Source organism: Anaeromyxobacter sp., assembly GCA_016718565.1.
Classification (GTDB): domain Bacteria; phylum Myxococcota; class Myxococcia; order Myxococcales; family Anaeromyxobacteraceae; genus JADKCZ01.
The window spans coordinates 97,367-113,816 of record JADKCZ010000003.1 but is presented as its reverse complement, the minus strand read 5'-3'; the positions used below and the strand labels follow the sequence as shown (position 1 = coordinate 113,816).

Below are 16,450 nucleotides of genomic sequence, written 5' to 3'. Positions count from 1 at the left end.
TCCAAGAACGGGGCCGTGTCCGGGCGCCGGCCCGTCCGGCTAAGGTCCGGGCCGTGAGCCCGCCCCCACCTCCACCCGGCCGCCGCGAGATCTGGGCGCTCTACGCCGGGACGGTGGCGGCCTACGCGGACATGTACCTGACCCAGCCCATCCTGCCGCTCCTCTCCGAGGAGTTCGGGGTGGGGCCGGCGCGCGCCGGGTTGACGGTGAGCGCGGTGGTGCTGGCCATCGCCGGGGCGGCGGCCTTCTACGGGCCGCTCTCCGACGCCCTGGGGCGCCGCCGCGTCATGGCGGGCGCGGTGGGGCTGCTCTCGCTGGCCACGCTGGCCTGCGCCTTCGCCCCGTCGCTGGGGGCGCTGACCGCGCTCCGGGCGCTGCAGGGGCTCTTCGTGCCGGGCATGACGGCCGTCTCGGTGGCCTACGCCGGCGACCGCTTCCGCGCCGCGGACCTGGCGCGCGTGGTGGGCGGGGTCATCGGGGCCAGCGTGGTGGGCGGGCTGCTGGGCCGGGTGGGCGCGGGCTGGGTGACCGCCCACCTCGGCTGGCGCGCCGCCTTCGTGGGGTTCGCGGCCCTCACGCTGCTGGCCGCCCTGGGGCTGGCGCGCGCGCTCTCGCCGGCCCGGGTGGCCGCGCCGGTCGGCTTCCGCGCCGCCACCCGCGGCATGCTCGGGCACCTGCGCTCGCCGCGCCTGCTGGGCGCCTTCCTGGTGGGCGCCTCGCTGTTCTTCGGCTGGATCGGCATCTTCACCTACCTGCCGTACCACCTGACCGGGCGGTGGGGCCTCTCCACCAGCCTGGTCTCCTCGGTCTACCTGGTCTACGCGGCGGGCGTGCTGGCCTCGCCGGTGGCCGGCCGCCTGGCCGGACGCATCGCGCCCCGCACCCTCATCGGCTGGGGCCTGGCGGTGGAGCTGGTGGGCATGGCCGCCGCGCTGGCCGGCTCCTTGCCGGTGCTGGTGGCCGGGCTGGTGGTGCTGGTGCTCGGCACCTTCACGGCGCAGGCGGTGGCGCCCGCCTTCGTGAACCAGAGCGCACGGACCGCCAAGGGCGGCGCCAGCGCGCTCTACCTCACCTTCTACTACCTGGGCGGCACGCTGGGCTCGGTGCTGCCAGGCCTGGCCTGGCAGGCCTGGGGCTGGCCCGGCGTGGTGGCGTCCTGCGGCGCCGCGGTGGGCCTCGGGCTGGTGGCCAACGCGACGCTGTGCGGTCGGGAGGGGTAGGGCTGGCCCCGGCGCGGGTCAGCCGCGCCGGCGACCGTGGCCGCCACCCTGGCCCGGACGCTGGCCGCCGCCCTGGGCCGGACGCTGGCCGCCGCCCTGGCCCGGACGCGGTCCGCCGCCCTGGCCCGGACGCTGGCCGCCGCCCTGCGCCGGACGCTGGCCGCCACCCTGGCCCGGACGCGGTCCGCCGCCCTGGGCCGGACGCTGGCTCTCGCCGCCTTCGCCGGCCGGGCGGCCCCTGGGATGGGCAGGTCGGCCCTGGTGCGGAGGCGCCGGCGAGGCCGCAGGAGGCCTGACCACCTTGACCACCTCGGGCGCTGGAGGCTCCCGCCTCGGGGTGTGATCCGGCGGCCGCCGCCCACCCTGGCCTCCCTGTGGGGGCTGGCCATGGCCGCCGCCCTGCCCTCGCGGTGAACCTTGGCGAGGCTGGCCCTGCGGCGGACCCGGGCGCTGGCCCTGCGGCGGACGACTCTCACCGGGCCGCCCGTCGCGCGGACGGTCGCGCTGCGGCCGGTCGTGTGGGGCGCGGTCGAGTGGCGGGCGGTCGTGTGGCGGGCGGTCCTGGTGTGGCCGCCCCTCCGGCGGCCTGGCCTGCTCCGGCCGACCACCGTGCGGCCGGCCGTGCTGTGGCGGCCCGCCGACGGGGTGGGGCTGGGCCGGGTGGCCGTCCTGTGGCCTGCCGTGCGGCGGCCGTCCGCCCGGCGCCTGGTCGCGCGGTGGCCGCCCGCCCTGAGGCCGCTCGTGGGTTGGGCGCTCGTCACGCGGGCGTCCGTCCTGCGGCCTTCTCTGGTCCGGCCGTCGGTGCTCCGCCCCGCCGCGCTCCTGGCGCGCCTGGCGCGGCTCCTCCTTGGGTGGCCGCCCGCTCGGCGCGAACTCCGGCGTCAGCTCGCGCCGCTGGTAGGCCCGCCAGATCTCGCGGGCATCCCCGGAGTTGGACCGCAGCGAGTGGTCGAAGGACTCGAAGAAGCGACGCAGGTTGTCGAGGTCGCGCTGGAAGAACCGCTCGGCCTGGCTGTTGTGGGCCGCGCCGATCACCTGCGGGAAGTCGATGACCACCGGGCCGTCCCGGCCGGCCAGCACGTTGTACGGCGAGAGGTCGCCGTGGATCAGGTCGCAGCAGAGCATCCGCACCGCCTGCACCCGCAGGTCCTCGTAGAGCGGGCGGGCGTGCTCGTCGGTGACGTGGGCGTCGATGAGCCGCGGGGCCGGGTGCCCCTCGGGGTCGAGCACCAGCTCCATCAGCAGCACGCCCTCGTAGAAGATGACCGGCCGGGGCACCCGCACCCCGGCGGCGTGCAGCGCGTGCAGGGCGTCGGCCTCCTTCGACTTCCAGGCCTCCTCGGCGGCGGCCTGGCCGAACCGGCTGCCCTTGTCCATGGCCCGCTGGGTGCGCGAGTTCCGGACCTGGCGCCCCTCCTTGTAGGCCGAGTCGTTCTTGAAGGACCGGGACTTGCGCTCCTTGTAGACCTTGGCGGCCACCACCTCGCCCTTGTGGCGCACCAGCCACAGGTCCGCCTCCTTGCCGCTCTTCAGGCGGGAGAGGACCTCGTCGATGACGCCATCTGCGAGGAGGGGAGCGAGCGGATCGTACATGCTGGTGGGGGGAGGCTGCCGACAGCGGTAGGAGTAGGCGACGTGGCCCCCCGGGTCAAGGCCGGACCGGACGGGGCGCCGCCGCGCGCCCCCTCCCGGGCGCCGCGGCCGGAGCGGTGGCCCGGCCGGACCAGCGACGGCCAGGGGCTCCGGCGCCGCCGTCAGCCGCGCAGCGCCCCGTCGACGGCGCGGAGCCCCTCGAGGGCGCCGACCGGCAGCCCGAGGTGCGGCGGGTGGATGTCCGGCTCGCGCGGGTTGATGCGCACCAGGGTGGCGCCGGCCCGATCGGCCAGGGCCTCGCCCAGGGAGCGGATGGTGCTGATGGCGGTGCCGGCCCCCAGCTCCACCACCACCAGCGGCGCCCCCTCCACCTCCTGCAGGAAGCGCCGGAAGCGCGCCGCCTGCGCCTGCTGCCGGTCCTGGATCCAGGCCCAGTCGCCGAACATGAGGATGTTGGGCCGGGAGGGCTCCCCGCAGCGCGGGCAGCGCGGCACCCGGGCGGCCCGCATGGTGGCCAGGTCCACCGGCACCTCCTCGTCGTTCTCCCAGATCTCCTGGCAGCAGGGCGCGGTGCACTGCAGGTGGTGGATGGAGCCGTGGTGCTCGTCGATCCGATCGGGGTCGAAGCCGGCCCGCTGGAACTGGCCGTCCACGTTGGAGGTGACCACGAACCACTCCAGCCCCAGCTCGGCGATCCAGCGCCGCAGCAGGGCGAAGCCGGCGTGGGGCGTGGTGGCGCGGTAGGTGGCGAGCCGGTGGCCGTAGAAGCCCCAGCCGAAGGCAGGGTCCTCCTCGAAGCGGGCCGGGTTGGCCGCGTCCACGAAGGAGAGGCCGAGCGCCTGGTAGGGCGGGTAGGCCTTCCAGAAGCCCTGGTCGCCGCGGAAGTCGGGGAGCCCCGAGTCGACCCCCATGCCGGCGCCGGCGGTGACGAGGAGGGCGCGGGCGGAGCGGAGGGCGGCGGCGGCGCGGGCCGCGGTGGGCAGGTGGGGCACGGCGGCAGTGTAGCGCCGCCACGGACACCGGCGCCCGCTCGCCGGCGCTCGCTCAGCCCGCCAGCGCCGCCTCCACCCGCGCCACCGTGGCCGGGTCGAGCGCCACGCCGGAGGCGGCCGCGTTCTCGAGCACCTGCGCGGGGCGCGAGGCGCCGATGATGGCCGAGGTGACCTCGGGCCGGCGCAGCACCCACGCCAGCGCCAGCTGCGGGGTGGTCAGGCCCAGCTCCGCCGCGATGGGCTGGAGCCGCTGCACCCGCGCCAGCACGGCGTCGTCCAGCTTCTCCCCCAGGAAGGCGTTCATGGCGGGGCTGGCGGCGCGCGAGTCGGACGGCGCCGCCGCCCCGGGCCGGTACTTGCCGGTCAGGATCCCCTGGCGCAGCGGCGACCAGACGATCTGCCCGATGCCCTCGGCGGCGCAGAGCGGGAAGAGCTCCGCCTCGGGCCCGCGCCACAGCAGCGAGTACTGCGGCTGGGACGAGACGAAGCGGGTGAAGGGCAGGGCCAGCGCCGCGCGCACCTGCGCCGGGGTCCACTCGGAGAAGCCGAGCCAGCGCACCTTGCCCTGCCGGACCGCGGCGTCGAGCGCCGCCATGGTCTCCTCGAGCGGCGTGGCCCCGTCGTAGCGGTGGCACTGGTACAGGTCCACGTGGTCCACCCGCAGGCGCGCCAGCGAGGCGTCGAGTTGCTTGGCGATCTGCGCGGCCGAGAGCCCCTGGTCGAGCTCCGACATGGGGAAGTAGGCCTTGGTGGCCAGCACGTACCGGTCGCGCGGCACGCCGCGCAGCGCCTCGCCCAGGAAGGTCTCGGCCGCGCCGCGCCCGTAGACGTTGGCGGTGTCGATGAAGTTGATGCCGGCGTCGAAGGCGGCCCGGACGCAGGCCTCGGCGGCGACGCGATCCACGCCCCCGCCGAAGGTGAGCCAGGAGCCGAGCGCGATCTCCGAGACGGTGAGGTCGCTGGCGCCGAGGGTGCGGTAGTTCATGGGAGCATGTCTAGCGCGGGGCGGTCGGGGAGGCCACGCGACCGCGACCGCGACCGCGACCCCGACCCCGACCCCGACCGCGACCCCGACCGCGACCCCTGCCGCCAGAAACGACGACGCGGAGCCCAGGGCGTGCCCCAGGACTCCGCGCGGATCACCGGCGAGCGCCGGCGGGTCCTACATCTCCAGCTTGACGATGCTGTCGCTGGGGCAGACCGACATGCAGGCCGGCTCGCCGCCGTGCGCGGCGCACTCGTCGCACTTGGAGGCGTCGATCATGTAGTGGTCGTCGCCCTCGGCGATGGCCCCGCTCGGGCACTCCGCCTCGCAGGCGCCGCAGCTGCTGCAGTCGTCGATGATCTTGTTGGCCACGTCTGTTCTCCTGGCTCCCCGCTCACGGGGAGAGGGGTGGTGCGGGTCGTTGGTCGCGCTGCGGGACCTCGTGAGGCCCACCGATCCTGGATGCTCCCTGGCTGCCCTGCCTTCGCCCAGCGCGATGAATGTGGAGCGAGACAGTCCGAAAACTCTGGACTTCCGCATGGATGCACATGGCGCACCAGCCAGGCCCGGGGGCGGATCCGGAGCGTTCTCGCGCCCCTGCGGGATCAGGCGCTGGCCGGTCGACGAAGGGGACCAGGTGGCCTCGTGCGCGACAGCCTGGAATTCCGCAAGAAATGCGAGGACCAAAGCCGTCCACGTTGAGAGGGTCACCCCTTGAGGGATCACTTTCGGCCTGGGACTCCCGGCCCGTTGACTGCAAAATCAACAGCCGCCCTTCAGGCCCGCCTTCCTCCCCGCGCCCGCCACCCGGAGCCCGTGAATGACCTCCGCAGCTGCCCCCTCCCGCCCCGCCACGCCGCGCTTCGAGCGGGTCGCCGTGCTCGGCTCCGGCGTCATGGGCGCCACCATCGCCGCCCACCTCGCCAACGCCGGCCTCTCGGTGCTGCTGCTCGACCTGGTGCCGACCGCGCTGGCGCCCGAGGAGGCCGCGGCCGGCCGCACCCTGGCCGATCCGGCCGTGCGCAGCCGCCTGGCCGCCGCCGCGGTGGCCGGCCTGGCCAGGCTCAAGCCCTCGCCGCTGTACCTGGCCGCCGACGCCGCCCGCATCGAGCCCGGCAACCTGGAGGACCACCTGCCGCGCCTGGCCGCGTGCGACTGGGTCATCGAGGTGGTGGTCGAGAACATGGCGGTGAAGAAGGCGCTGCTGGCGGAGCGCATCGCCCCGCACCTCAAGCCCGGCGCCGTCCTCTCCAGCAACACCTCGGGCCTGTCGGTGAACGAGCTGGCCGAGGCGCTGCCGGCGGCGCTGCGGCCGCGCTTCCTGGTCACCCACTTCTTCAACCCCCCGCGCTACATGCGCCTGGTCGAGGTGGTCTCCTCCCGCCACACCGACCCGGCGGTGGCGGCCGGGGTGTCCGACTTCCTCTCGCGCCGGCTCGGCAAGGGGATCGTGATCGGCAAGGACACCCCCAACTTCGTGGCCAACCGCGTCGGCGTCTTCTCCATGTGCAACGCCATCCACCACATGGTGGCGCTCGGCCTCACGGTGGAGGAGGTGGACGCGGTCTCCGGCCCGGCCACGGCCCGCCCCAAGAGCGCCTGCTTCCGCACCGCCGACCTGGTGGGGCTCGACACGCTGGCCCACGTGGCCCGCAACTCCTACGACCTGCTGCCCTCCGACGAGCGGCGCGACACCTTCCAGCTGCCGCCCTTCGTGGGCGAGATGGTGAAGCAGGGGCTGCTGGGCAACAAGGCCAGGCAGGGCTTCTTCAAGAAGACCCGCGGCGAGAAGCCGGAGACCCTCTTCCTCGACTGGACCACCGGCCAGTACGCCCCCTCGCGGCGGCCCAGGCCGGCCTCGGTGGAGGCCGCCAAGGGGCTGGAGGATCCGGCGGCGCGGGTGCGGACGGTGCTGGCGGGGAAGGACCCGGCCGCCGAGCTGGCCTGGCGCAACCTGCGCGACACCCTGCTCTACGCCTTCCACCGCATCCCGGAGATCGCCGACGACGTGGTGGCGGTGGACCGCGCCATGCGCTGGGGCTTCAACTGGGAGCTGGGGCCGTTCGAGCTCTTCGACGCCATCGGGGTGGCCGCCTTCGTGGCGCGGGCCGAGGCCGACGGGGTGCCGGTGCCGGCGGCCCTGCGCGGGGTGGAGGCGTTCTACGCCTTCGAGGGGGGGCGGCGCCGCTTCCTCGACCTGGCCACCCGCGCCTGGCGCGAGGTGGAGGCGCCCCCCGACGTGGTGGACCTGACCCTGCTGCGCCGGGCGGGGCGCGAGGTGGAGCGCAGCCCCGGCGCCTCGGTGCTCGACCTGGGCGACGGCGTCTTCTGCCTGGAGTTCCACGCCAAGATGAACGCCATCGGGGCCGACACCCTGGCCATGTTCCACAAGGCCATCCACCGGGCCGAGACCGAGGGGCAGGGGCTGGTCATCGGCAACCAGGGGCCCAACTTCTCGGCCGGCGCCAACCTGGCGCTGCTGCTGGCGGCCATCGCCGAGGGGGCCTGGGACGAGGTGGACCTGCAGGTGCGCGCCTTCCAGCGCGCCCTGATGGCGGTGAAGTACGCCCGCGTGCCGGTGGTGGCGGCCCCGCACGGCCTGTCGCTGGGCGGCGGCTGCGAGACCAGCCTGCACGCGGCCGGCCTGGCGCCGCACGCCGAGACGTACATGGGGCTGGTGGAGGTCGGGGTGGGGCTCTTGCCCGCCGGCGGCGGGACCAAGGAGCTGGCGCTCCGGGCCATCCGGCTGGCCGAGCAGTTCGACACCGACGTGTCGCCCTTCATCTTCAAGCACTTCTCCACCATCGCCACCGCCAAGGTCTCCACCTCGGCGGCCGAGCTGGCGGGCCTGGGCTTCCTCCGCCACGGCGACCAGGTCAGCCTGAGCGCCGATCACCAGCTGCACGACGCCAAGCTGAGGGTGCTGGCGCTGGCCGCCACCTGGCGCCCGGCCCAGCCGGCCACCGGCCTGGCGGCGCCGGGCCGCGGCGTGGCGGCCAGCCTGGTCTCGCAGCTCTGGAACATGCGCATGGGCGGGTTCATCACCCCCTACGAGGAGGTGCTGGGGAAGGTCATCGCCGGGGTCATCACCGGCGGCGACGTGCCGGCCGGCACGCCCATCACCGAGCAGTGGCTGCTGGACCTGGAGCGGGAGGCCTTCGTCTCGCTCTGCGGCCGCCCGCAGACCCAGCAGCGCATCCAGCACATGCTCCAGCGCGGCAAGCCGCTGCGCAACTGAACCGCGGCCGGCGGCGGCCCGGGCCCGCCGCGGCCCGCCCGCCCCGACCGGCGCCCCAGGCCCCCTCTCCCGCCACACGCCGAGCCACCGAAAGGTCCACCGATCCATGAGCGCTGCCTACATCCTCGCCGCGGTCCGCACGCCCGGCGGCAAGGCCAAGAAGGGGAAGCTGAAGGACGTCCGGCCCGACGACCTGGCCGCGCTGGCCATCCGCGCGCTGCTGGAGCGCACCCGCGTCGACCCGGCGCTGGTGGAGGACGTGCTGCTGGGCTGCGCCTTCCCGGAGGGGGAGGCGGGCATGAACGTGGCGCGGGTGGCGGCGCTCAAGGCCGGGCTGCCGGTCTCGGTGCCGGGCCAGACCATCAACCGCTTCTGCGCCTCGGGGCTCCAGACCATCGCCAGCGCGGCCGAGCGGATCCTGGCCGGGGGCGCCGACTGCCTGGTGGCCGGCGGCACCGAGTCCATGTCGATGATCCCCATGGGCGGGCAGAAGTTCTCCGCCAACCCCGGCCTGGCCGGCAGCTGGCCCGAGTCCTACGCCTCCATGGGCATCACCGCCGAGCTGGTGGCCGAGCGGCACCACGTCGGCCGGGCCGACCAGGACGCCTTCGCCGCCGAGAGCCACCGCCGCGCCGCGGCGGCGCAGGACGCCGGGCGGTTCGACGCCGAGCTGGTGCCGGTGGAGGTGGAGTCGGTGGCCCTGAAGGACGGCACGCTGGTGAAGCGCGCCGAGGTGGTGCGGGCCGACGAGGGGGTGCGGCGCGACACCACCGCGGCGGGGCTGGGCGCGCTGCGGCCGGCCTTCAAGGTGGACGGCAGCGTCACCGCCGGCAACTCCTCGCAGATGACCGACGGCGCCGCCGCGGTGCTGGTGGTCTCCGAGGCCTTCCTGAAGCGCGCCGGGGTCAAGCCGCTGGCCCGCTTCGTGGCCTTCTCGGTGAGGGGGGTGGCGCCGGAGGTGATGGGGCTCGGCCCGGTGGAGGCCATCCCGGCGGCGCTGGCGCGGGCCGGGCTGACGGTGGCCGACGTGGCGTCCTGGGAGCTCAACGAGGCCTTCGCGGCGCAGGCGCTGGCGGTGGTGCGGGCCCTCGGGCTCGACCCGGCCCGGGTCAACCCGAACGGCGGCGCCATCGCGCTGGGCCACCCGCTCGGCTGCACCGGGGCCAAGCTGACGGCCACCCTGCTCGGCGAGCTGGGGCGGAGCGGCGGCCGCTACGGGGTGGTGTCGATGTGCGTCGGCGGCGGCATGGGCGCCGCCGGGATCTTCGAGCGGGTCTGAGGAGGAGACGGCCATGACGAAGCTCTACAAGGGGGCGGAGTACCTCATCACCGCGGTGGCGGCGGCCGACGTGTTCGCCCCGGAGGACCTGTCGGAGGAGCACCGGCAGATCGCCGACACCACCGAGTCCTTCGTCAAGGACGAGGTCCTGCCGGTGGCCGAGCGGCTGGAGCACCAGGAGCCCGGGCTGGCCGCCGCGCTCATGAAGAAGGCCGGCGACGCCGGGCTCCTCATGATCGACGCGCCGCAGGCCTACGGCGGCCTGGAGCTCGACAAGGTGGCCAGCGTGCTGACGGCCGACCGGATGGGGGCGGGCGGGGCCTTCTCGGTGGCCTACTCGGCCCACAGCGGCATCGGCACCCTGCCGCTGGTCTACTACGGCACCGAGGCGCAGAAGGAGCGCTACCTCGGCAAGATCATCTCCGGGGAGTGGGCCGCCGCCTACTGCCTCACCGAGCCGGGCGCCGGCAGCGACGCCCTGGGCGGCACCACCCGGGCCACCCTGTCGCCGGACGGGACGCACTACCTGCTCGACGGCACCAAGCAGTACATCACCAACGGCGGCTTCGCCTCGCTCTTCACGGTCTTCGCCAAGATCGACCGCACCCACTTCACCGCCTTCCTGGTGGAGCGCGGCTTCGAGGGGGTCACCATCGGGCCCGAGGAGAAGAAGCTGGGCATCAAGGGCTCCTCCACCACCACGGTGATCCTGGAGGGGGCCAAGGTGCCGGTGGAGAACCTGCTCGGCGAGATCGGCAAGGGGCACAAGATCGCCTTCAACGTGCTGAACGTGGGGCGCTTCAAGCTGGGCGCCGCCACCAACGGCGCGGCCCGCAAGGCCATCGGGGTGGGGGCGGCCTACGCCAACGTGCGCAAGCAGTTCGGCGTGCCCATCTCCAGCTTCGGCGCCATCCGCGAGAAGCTGGCCGACCGCACCGCCGACTTCTTCGCCTCGGAGGCGCTGGTCTTCCGGCTGGCCGGGATGATCGACGACCGGCTGGCCACCCTGGAGAAGGGGACGCCCGGCTACTACGAGCGCTACCAGGCGGCCATCGAGGAGTACGCCATCGAGTGCGCCATCGCCAAGGTGTTCTGCAGCGAGGTGCTGGCCGACGTGGTGGACGACGTGGTGCAGATCCACGGCGGCTACGGCTTCACGCAGGAGTACGCCGCCGAGCGCTTCTACCGCGACGAGCGCATCAACCGGATCTTCGAGGGGACCAACGAGATCAACCGGCTGCTGGTGCCCGGCACCATCCTGCGCCGCGCCCTGAAGGGCGAGCTGCCGCTGCAGCGCGAGGCCATCAAGGCCACCGAGGCGCTGCTGACGCCCGCCCTCGACGCCCTCGACCCCGGCGATCCCTTCGCGGCCGAGAAGGTGGCGGTGGCCAACCTGAAGCGGGTCTTCCTGGTCCTGTCCGGCGCCGCGGTGCAGCGCTTCGGCGACAAGCTCAAGGACGAGCAGGAGGTGCTGCTGGCGCTGGCCGACGTGGCCATCCAGGCCTTCGCGGCCGAGAGCGCGCTGCTGCGGGCCGAGAAGACCGCGCCCGGCCGCAGCCAGGCCGGCCGGGGGCTGGCGGCGGCGGCCGTCAAGGTGCACACCTTCGCGGCCTGCGAGAAGGTGGCCACGGCGGCCCGCCGCGCCGCCTTCTACGTCGCCGAGGGGGACCAGGCCACGCTGCTGCTGGGCGGGGTGCGCCGCTTCACCCGCTACGACGCCACCGGCCTCCTGCAGGCCAAGCGGCTGCTGGCCGACGCGGTGGTGCGCGACGAGAAGGTGCCGCTCTAGCCGGCGGCCGCGGGGCCGAGCACCAGCGTCCGCGCCCGCCCGGCCCGCTTGGACGACAGCTCCACGCCCACGGCGTCCAGGCCGTGGGCGTTGGCCACCGCCAGCATGGTGCCCACCCCGCAGAACGGATCGACCACGGTGCGGCAGGTGGTGTGGGCCACCAGGAAGCGGGCCACCAGCTCGCAGGCCTCCCGCCCCATGGCCCGCGCCCAGGTCATCTCGCCGAGGCGCGGCAGCACGTCGGGCGACGACCGCCCGGGCTCGAGCCGCAGCCCGCGGCTCAGGCAGAGCAGGTGGGCGTAGGCCGGGCGGCCGAAGGTGGTGGTGCCGGGCGGCGCGCGGCACACCACCTTGTGCCAGAGCAGGTGGGCCCCGGCCAGGTCGGCCCCGCAGGACACCAGGTGCGCCTTGTCGATCCAGCGGCCGTCGTGCTTCACGTCGGTCTGGTAGAAGACCGCCACCGCGTCGTCGGCCACCGCCCGGCAGGCCAGCGCGGCGGTCTCCACGAACCAGCGGCGCCAGCCCTCCACGCCCAGCCTGGGCAGCTCGGAGTGGTCCGGCAGTGAGGTCACCAGCGCGTGGCCGGGGGGCAGCGGGCCGCGCGCCAGCCAGGCCACCCCGTCGCCGCAGAGCACCTCGCGCCGGGGTGGGGCGGCGGCGGGTGGCGGCGGGGAGGGCATGGTGCCGGGCATGCTACCGCGGCCGGGCCGGGCCGCGCCGCTCGCCGCCACCCCCGGCCTCGCCTATCGTGGCGCTCCCCGCCGCCGGCGCCGCCGGCCGCCACCACCGCAGGAGCCACCCGTGAAGTCGTTCCGCTGGACCCTCAACATGAACACCCCGGAGCGGGTGGCCTTCGTGAACATCACGCCGCAGGTGGAGGCGGTGCTGCGGCAGAGCGGCATCCAGGAGGGGCTGTGCCTGGTCAACGCCATGCACATCACCGCCTCGGTCTTCGTCAACGACGACGAGGCCGGGCTGCACCGCGACTACGCCGCCTGGCTGGAGCGGCTGGCCCCGTTCGACGCCAGCCCGGCCACCTACCAGCACAACCGGACCGGCGAGGACAACGCCGACGCCCACCTGAAGCGCCAGATCATGGGGCGCGAGGTGGTGGTGGCGGTGACCGAGGGGGCCCTCGACTTCGGCCCGTGGGAGCAGATCTTCTACGGCGAGTTCGACGGCCGCCGGGTCAAGCGGGTGCTGGTGAAGATCATCGGGGAGTGAGGGGCGGCAGCAGGAGTGGCCTGCCCCCCCTGGGCGTCCGGGCGCAGCCCGGCCGGGACCATCCGCCCGGGGCGTGGCGGAGGCCGATCCGGGCGGCGCAGGATGGGGCCAGCGCGGAGGAGCGCTCCGACGAGGAGGTCCCGATGATCCCGGCCTTGATCGAGTCGTACCTGCGGCAGCAGCACCACGGGTTCGCCCACCACGTCCACCCCGTCGCCATGACGGCGCAGGAGCTGGCCGCGGCCGACCACGTCACCGGCAGGCGCGTCGCCAAGCCCGTCATCGTGCGCCTGGGCGGGCGCATGGCCATCGCGGTGGTGGCGGCCACCGATCGGGTCAGCCTGTCGGCCCTGGAGGAGGCCACCGGCGTGCGCGCCGAGCTGGTCCCGGAGCAGGAGTTCGCGCCGCGCTTCGCGCCCTGCGAGCTGGGCGCCGAGCCGCCGCTGGCGCTCTTCGGCCTGCCCATCTTCGTGGACGAGCGGCTGGAGCGGGTGCCCACGCTGGTGATGCCGGCCGGGACCCACCAGGACGCGGTGGAGCTGAACACCAACGCCTGGATGCGGGCCGAGCAGGCCCAGCCGGTGGCCAACCTGGGCGTGCGCACCACCTAGGAGGCCACCCGGCCGATCCGGCCGGGCCGGCGCGCTGGTCGCACCGGCGCGCTGGTCGGGCTGCGCCCGCCGCGTCCCTCGGTCGTGGCCTCTCCCCGGCCGGCGAAGCGGCTACAATGCCCGCGGTGCGCGGACCCTCCGCCGCCAGGGGGCCACGCCGATGAAGGTCGCTGCCGCACTCGCCACTCTCCTGCTGCTCGGTGGCTGCGCCTCGCTGCGCGGCCGCAGCGACCCCGCCGCCCACTGGGCCGGCCTCGCCATCCTGGGCCCGCTCGAGGCCGGGCTCCTCTACGGGCTGCGCACCAGCGCCGACCCCGACCCGCGCCTGGCGCTGGCCTGGGGCGACGTCTGCGGAGAGCGGGACGAGGCGGCGCGCCAGGCGGCCATGGCGGCGTCGCGGCCGCGACTCGAGGCGGCCACCCGCCAGGCCTGGAAGCACGAGACCTGGACCATGCCGGTGCGGCAGCAGCTCGGCGCCTACGACCTGCAGCGGCGCGGCTTCCCCACCGGGGTGCGCAACGGGTCGGTCATCCGCTTCGAGGGGGCCGACTTCTGCCGCCAGGGCCTGGCCTTCCTGGTGGCCTTCCGCAACGGCGACAAGTTCTCCACCCTCAAGGTCTCGGAGGACGGGGCGCGCCAGTTCGTCCGCGGCAACTCCCTGCGCACCGTGGTGCACGACCTGGAGGTGGTGGTGGTGGGCACGCAGCCCGGCCCGCCGGGCCCCACCCTGCTGGTGGACGTGGTGCGGATGCGCACCCGCGACGCCCTGAGCGAGCGGGTCATCTTCGACACCGCGCTGCCCGAGCCACTGCCCGGCCAGTAGCCCGGCGCGGCGCCGGCTCAGGAGCGCGGCGCGCCGCTCAGCTCCAGCTGCGCCAGCAGGTCGGTCCAGGGGGCCAGCACCGTGTCGCCGGCCAGCAGGCGGACGCCGGTGGTGGAGCTGGGGCCGCGCGCCCCGATCCAGCGGATGGTGCCCCACAGGTCGGCGGGCCGCGCCTGGGGCCCGACGCGCAGCCGGACGGCGCGCCCGATGGTGGGCGGCGGCCCGGACCAGGCGATGCCGCAGCCGCCCGGCGACACGGAGAAGGTCGTCATGAGCACCTCGCCCTGGTCGGTGGCCACCACCACCGGCACGCGGGCCAGGTAGCGGAGCGGCCGCTGCTGGTAGGGCACCGCGGTGCCCTCGGCGGCGGCGAGCAGCATGCGGAGCGCCGGCAGGCTGGCCTCCTCCGGCTGGAGCTCGAGCCGGTGGAGCTGCTGCTGCTGGTGGGCGCTCACCACGGTGCCGACCACGGTCGCGGCCACCTTGGAGCCCACCAGCCTGATGCGGATCGCCGCCTTGCCCCGCTGGCGCGGTGCGCGCGGGGTGTCGAGGAAGAGGCGGCCGGTGTCCTTGCGCCAGGCGTGGAGCAGAGCCGAGGGCTCCAGGTCCAGGACGAGCTCGATCATGATGCGCTCCTCAGCGTGTCCCCTGAACATAGGTCACGATCGGGGGATACCGGTAGCAGGGTATGCGGGGCGTAAGCCGGCGATGACGTCGGCCAGGCGACTCCCCTGTCCCCGGCAGCGTGCCGCGCTGCGCCACGAAATGCGCGCTGGCACGCCCCAAGATCGTCGCAGCGTTCACCCGAAAGCCTTGCCTCCGGGCTGCGGCCTTGTCAGGATGCACGTCCTTTTCCGGACAGTCCGACGGCCGTCGCAAGCGCGCGGGTTAATTGACCTATCCGCTCGATGACCGCTCGGGCCGCAGGCAGCACGGCAGTCTCCACCGCGTCTCCCGAGGAGCGAGCCCATGACCACCAAGGCCATCCGACCGACCCTGACGAACCCGCTCGATCCCACCGAGAAGGTCGAGTTCAACATCCCCGGCGAGATCTCCCGGGCGCACGGCCCCTACGAGGAGGCCATGAAGGAGGGGTACGACCTCATCCAGCGCCCCATCCGCTCGGTGCCCGTCGACGCCATCGAGAAGCAGCACTTCAAGAAGCGCATGACCGTGTGGGAGCGGCTCAAGGTGCTCTCGCCCAAGGATCCCAACGTCCTCTACCAGAACTGGGGCAAGAACCTCGACGGCGCCTCGCTGGTCACCGCCATCCTCGACATCAACGGCCGCGACGTGGCGGTGTACGGCCACGACTTCACGGTGCGCGCCGGCTCGATGGACGCCACCAACGGCAACAAGCTGGCGCGCCTCTTCCGCATGGCCGGCGAGAAGGGCATGCCGCTCATCGGCATGAACGACTCGGCCGGCGCCTACGTGCCGGCCGGCGTCGGCGGCCTGGACGGCTACGCCGAGGCCTTCACCGCGCTCCGCAAGATCAGCGGCGTGGTGCCCAGCATCATGTGCATGTTCGGCTTCAACGCCGGCGGCGGCTCCTACCTGCCGCGCCAGGGCAGCTTCGTCATCCAGCCCAACGACACCTTCTTCGGCCTGACCGGCCCGGGCGTGGTGAAGTCGGTGCTGGGCGAGGACATCACGCCCGAGGACCTGGGCGGCCCCAAGGTGCACGGCAACTCCGGCGTGGCCGACCTGACGGTGCAGGACGAGCTGGGGGCGCTGCGCCAGGCGGTCCGGCTGCTCTCCTACATCCCGGACACCAACGGCACGCTCTCGCCCTTCCAGCCCACCAGCGACCCCATCGACCGCAAGACCTGGGAGATCAACACGCTGCTGAAGAAGGCCTTCAACTCGTCGAGCGGCTTCAACACCCCCTTCGACGTGTCCATCATCATCCAGCAGGTGTGCGACTACGGCGACTACTTCGAGATCCAGCCGGATCGCGCGCGCGAGGCGGTCACCGCCTTCGGGCGCCTGGGCGGCCACGTGGTGGGCTTCGTGGCCAACAACAGCGCCGTGGGCTCCGGCCAGATCGACTGCGACACGGCGCTGAAGATCGCCAGGTTCGTGCGCTTCTGCAACATCTACAACATCCCCATCATCTTCATGGAGGACACCACCGGCTTCCTGCCCGGTCGCGAGCAGGAGGCGCGCGGCATCGTGCAGGCCGGCCGCTCCATGCTGGACGCCATCGTGGACGTGCGCACCCCGCGCATCCTGCTCATCCTGCGCAACGCCTTCGGCGGCGCCTACGCCTCCTACAACAACTACCCCACCGGCGCCGACCTGGTGCTGGCGCTGCCCACCACCCGCCTGGCCGTCATGGGCCCGGCCGGCAAGGAGTTCGTCTACAAGGACGAGGTCCGGAAGATCCGCGCCACCGTCGCCGACATGGTGAAGAAGGGCACCGCCACCCGCACCACCGCCGGCATGGACGGCGCCGCCGCCAAGAAGGACGCCGAGAAGGAGGCGGCCGAGTGGGGCAAGGCGCAGGAGGCCCTGCTCAACCAGCGCTACGAGCGCGAGCTGATGAACCCGAAGGAGGGCCTGGCGCTCGGCTCCATCTCCTCGATCGTCATGCCCACCGACCTGCGCAAGGCGCTCGGCGAGAACATGAACTGGCTCATGCGCCACTACAAGCCGTCGCCCATGACCGGCCCGCAGCGCGAGTTCCACTGAGC

Annotated in this window: 14 protein-coding genes; 8 read left to right on the top strand and 6 right to left on the bottom strand. The window is 74.1% G+C overall.

What is annotated here, in order from left to right:
• The first annotated feature begins 131 nt into the window (after nt 1–131).
• Nucleotides 132–1,220: an MFS transporter gene (locus tag IPO09_10675; protein MBK9517799.1), complete on the top strand. Its 1,089-nt coding sequence runs from the start codon at nt 132–134 to the stop codon at nt 1,218–1,220.
• Nucleotides 1,221–1,238: 18 nt separating this feature from the next.
• Here IPO09_10675 and IPO09_10670 read toward each other — a convergent pair whose 3' ends face one another.
• The 4 genes from IPO09_10670 to IPO09_10655 all read right to left on the bottom strand — a co-directional run bounded on the left by IPO09_10670 (nt 1,239) and on the right by IPO09_10655 (nt 5,162).
• Nucleotides 1,239–2,813 (bottom strand): hypothetical protein, encoded by a 1,575-nt coding sequence (locus tag IPO09_10670; protein ID MBK9517798.1) that lies wholly within the window; start codon nt 2,811–2,813, stop codon nt 1,239–1,241.
• 161 nt (nt 2,814–2,974) lie between these two features.
• Nucleotides 2,975–3,724, bottom strand: coding sequence for an NAD-dependent deacetylase (locus tag IPO09_10665; GenBank protein ID MBK9517797.1), 750 nt, complete (start codon nt 3,722–3,724; stop codon nt 2,975–2,977).
• 133 nt (nt 3,725–3,857) lie between these two features.
• The gene (locus IPO09_10660; protein MBK9517796.1) at nt 3,858–4,790 is read right to left on the bottom strand and encodes an aldo/keto reductase family protein; all 933 of its coding nucleotides are present in this window, start codon (nt 4,788–4,790) and stop codon (nt 3,858–3,860) included.
• 177 nt (nt 4,791–4,967) lie between these two features.
• Entirely contained in the window at nt 4,968–5,162 is a 195-nt protein-coding gene (locus tag IPO09_10655) for a 4Fe-4S binding protein (GenBank protein ID MBK9517795.1), read from the bottom strand.
• A gap of 448 nt (nt 5,163–5,610) precedes the next feature.
• Here IPO09_10655 and IPO09_10650 point away from each other — a divergent pair, with 448 nt between their 5' ends.
• The 3 genes from IPO09_10650 (at nt 5,611) to IPO09_10640 (ending at nt 11,096) form a co-directional block, all read left to right on the top strand.
• On the top strand, nt 5,611–8,028 hold the full coding sequence (locus IPO09_10650; protein ID MBK9517794.1) for an enoyl-CoA hydratase/isomerase family protein: 2,418 nt from the start codon (nt 5,611–5,613) through the stop codon (nt 8,026–8,028).
• A gap of 106 nt (nt 8,029–8,134) precedes the next feature.
• Nucleotides 8,135–9,307: an acetyl-CoA C-acyltransferase gene (locus IPO09_10645; protein ID MBK9517793.1), complete on the top strand. Its 1,173-nt coding sequence runs from the start codon at nt 8,135–8,137 to the stop codon at nt 9,305–9,307.
• 13 nt (nt 9,308–9,320) lie between these two features.
• Nucleotides 9,321–11,096 (top strand): acyl-CoA dehydrogenase family protein, encoded by a 1,776-nt coding sequence (locus IPO09_10640; protein ID MBK9517792.1) that lies wholly within the window; start codon nt 9,321–9,323, stop codon nt 11,094–11,096.
• Here IPO09_10640 and IPO09_10635 read toward each other — a convergent pair.
• Entirely contained in the window at nt 11,093–11,788 is a 696-nt protein-coding gene (locus tag IPO09_10635; protein ID MBK9517791.1) for an SAM-dependent methyltransferase, read from the bottom strand. The two genes, IPO09_10640 and IPO09_10635, sit on opposite strands and share 4 nt — an antisense overlap.
• A 136-nt stretch (nt 11,789–11,924) precedes the next feature.
• On the opposite strand from IPO09_10635, the gene IPO09_10630 reads away from it, so the two are divergent.
• From IPO09_10630 to IPO09_10620, 3 genes are all read left to right on the top strand, one after another.
• The gene (locus IPO09_10630) at nt 11,925–12,320 is read left to right on the top strand and encodes a YjbQ family protein (GenBank protein ID MBK9517790.1); all 396 of its coding nucleotides are present in this window, start codon (nt 11,925–11,927) and stop codon (nt 12,318–12,320) included.
• Nucleotides 12,321–12,463: 143 nt separating this feature from the next.
• Nucleotides 12,464–12,931: a YbaK/EbsC family protein gene (locus tag IPO09_10625; protein ID MBK9517789.1), complete on the top strand. Its 468-nt coding sequence runs from the start codon at nt 12,464–12,466 to the stop codon at nt 12,929–12,931.
• Between the two features lie 160 nt (nt 12,932–13,091).
• Nucleotides 13,092–13,754, top strand: coding sequence for a DUF4852 domain-containing protein (locus IPO09_10620; protein MBK9517788.1), 663 nt, complete (start codon nt 13,092–13,094; stop codon nt 13,752–13,754).
• Nucleotides 13,755–13,771: 17 nt separating this feature from the next.
• Here IPO09_10620 and IPO09_10615 read toward each other — a convergent pair whose 3' ends face one another.
• Nucleotides 13,772–14,380, bottom strand: a complete 609-nt coding sequence (locus tag IPO09_10615; protein MBK9517787.1) for a PilZ domain-containing protein — start codon at nt 14,378–14,380, stop codon at nt 13,772–13,774.
• A 343-nt stretch (nt 14,381–14,723) separates the two neighbouring features.
• Here IPO09_10615 and IPO09_10610 point away from each other — a divergent pair, with 343 nt between their 5' ends.
• Nucleotides 14,724–16,448, top strand: a complete 1,725-nt coding sequence (locus IPO09_10610) for an acetyl-CoA carboxylase carboxyltransferase subunit (protein ID MBK9517786.1) — start codon at nt 14,724–14,726, stop codon at nt 16,446–16,448.
• Nucleotides 16,449–16,450 lie beyond the last annotated feature (2 nt).

Excerpts from the sequence above, each read along its gene's own strand:
- IPO09_10635 (MBK9517791.1), bottom strand. The coding sequence starts at position 11,788 with ATGCCCGGCACCATGCCCTCCCCGCCGCCACCCGCCGCCGCCCCACCC.
- IPO09_10675 (MBK9517799.1), top strand. The coding sequence starts at position 132 with ATGTACCTGACCCAGCCCATCCTGCCGCTCCTCTCCGAGGAGTTCGGG.
- IPO09_10640 (MBK9517792.1), top strand. The coding sequence starts at position 9,321 with ATGACGAAGCTCTACAAGGGGGCGGAGTACCTCATCACCGCGGTGGCG.
- IPO09_10630 (MBK9517790.1), top strand. The coding sequence starts at position 11,925 with ATGAACACCCCGGAGCGGGTGGCCTTCGTGAACATCACGCCGCAGGTG.
- IPO09_10660 (MBK9517796.1), bottom strand. The coding sequence starts at position 4,790 with ATGAACTACCGCACCCTCGGCGCCAGCGACCTCACCGTCTCGGAGATC.
- IPO09_10670 (MBK9517798.1), bottom strand. The coding sequence starts at position 2,813 with ATGTACGATCCGCTCGCTCCCCTCCTCGCAGATGGCGTCATCGACGAG.
- IPO09_10620 (MBK9517788.1), top strand. The coding sequence starts at position 13,092 with ATGAAGGTCGCTGCCGCACTCGCCACTCTCCTGCTGCTCGGTGGCTGC.
- IPO09_10650 (MBK9517794.1), top strand. The coding sequence starts at position 5,611 with ATGACCTCCGCAGCTGCCCCCTCCCGCCCCGCCACGCCGCGCTTCGAG.
- IPO09_10645 (MBK9517793.1), top strand. The coding sequence starts at position 8,135 with ATGAGCGCTGCCTACATCCTCGCCGCGGTCCGCACGCCCGGCGGCAAG.
- IPO09_10625 (MBK9517789.1), top strand. The coding sequence starts at position 12,464 with ATGATCCCGGCCTTGATCGAGTCGTACCTGCGGCAGCAGCACCACGGG.
- IPO09_10615 (MBK9517787.1), bottom strand. The coding sequence starts at position 14,380 with ATGATCGAGCTCGTCCTGGACCTGGAGCCCTCGGCTCTGCTCCACGCC.
- IPO09_10665 (MBK9517797.1), bottom strand. The coding sequence starts at position 3,724 with ATGGGGGTCGACTCGGGGCTCCCCGACTTCCGCGGCGACCAGGGCTTC.
- IPO09_10610 (MBK9517786.1), top strand. The coding sequence starts at position 14,724 with ATGACCACCAAGGCCATCCGACCGACCCTGACGAACCCGCTCGATCCC.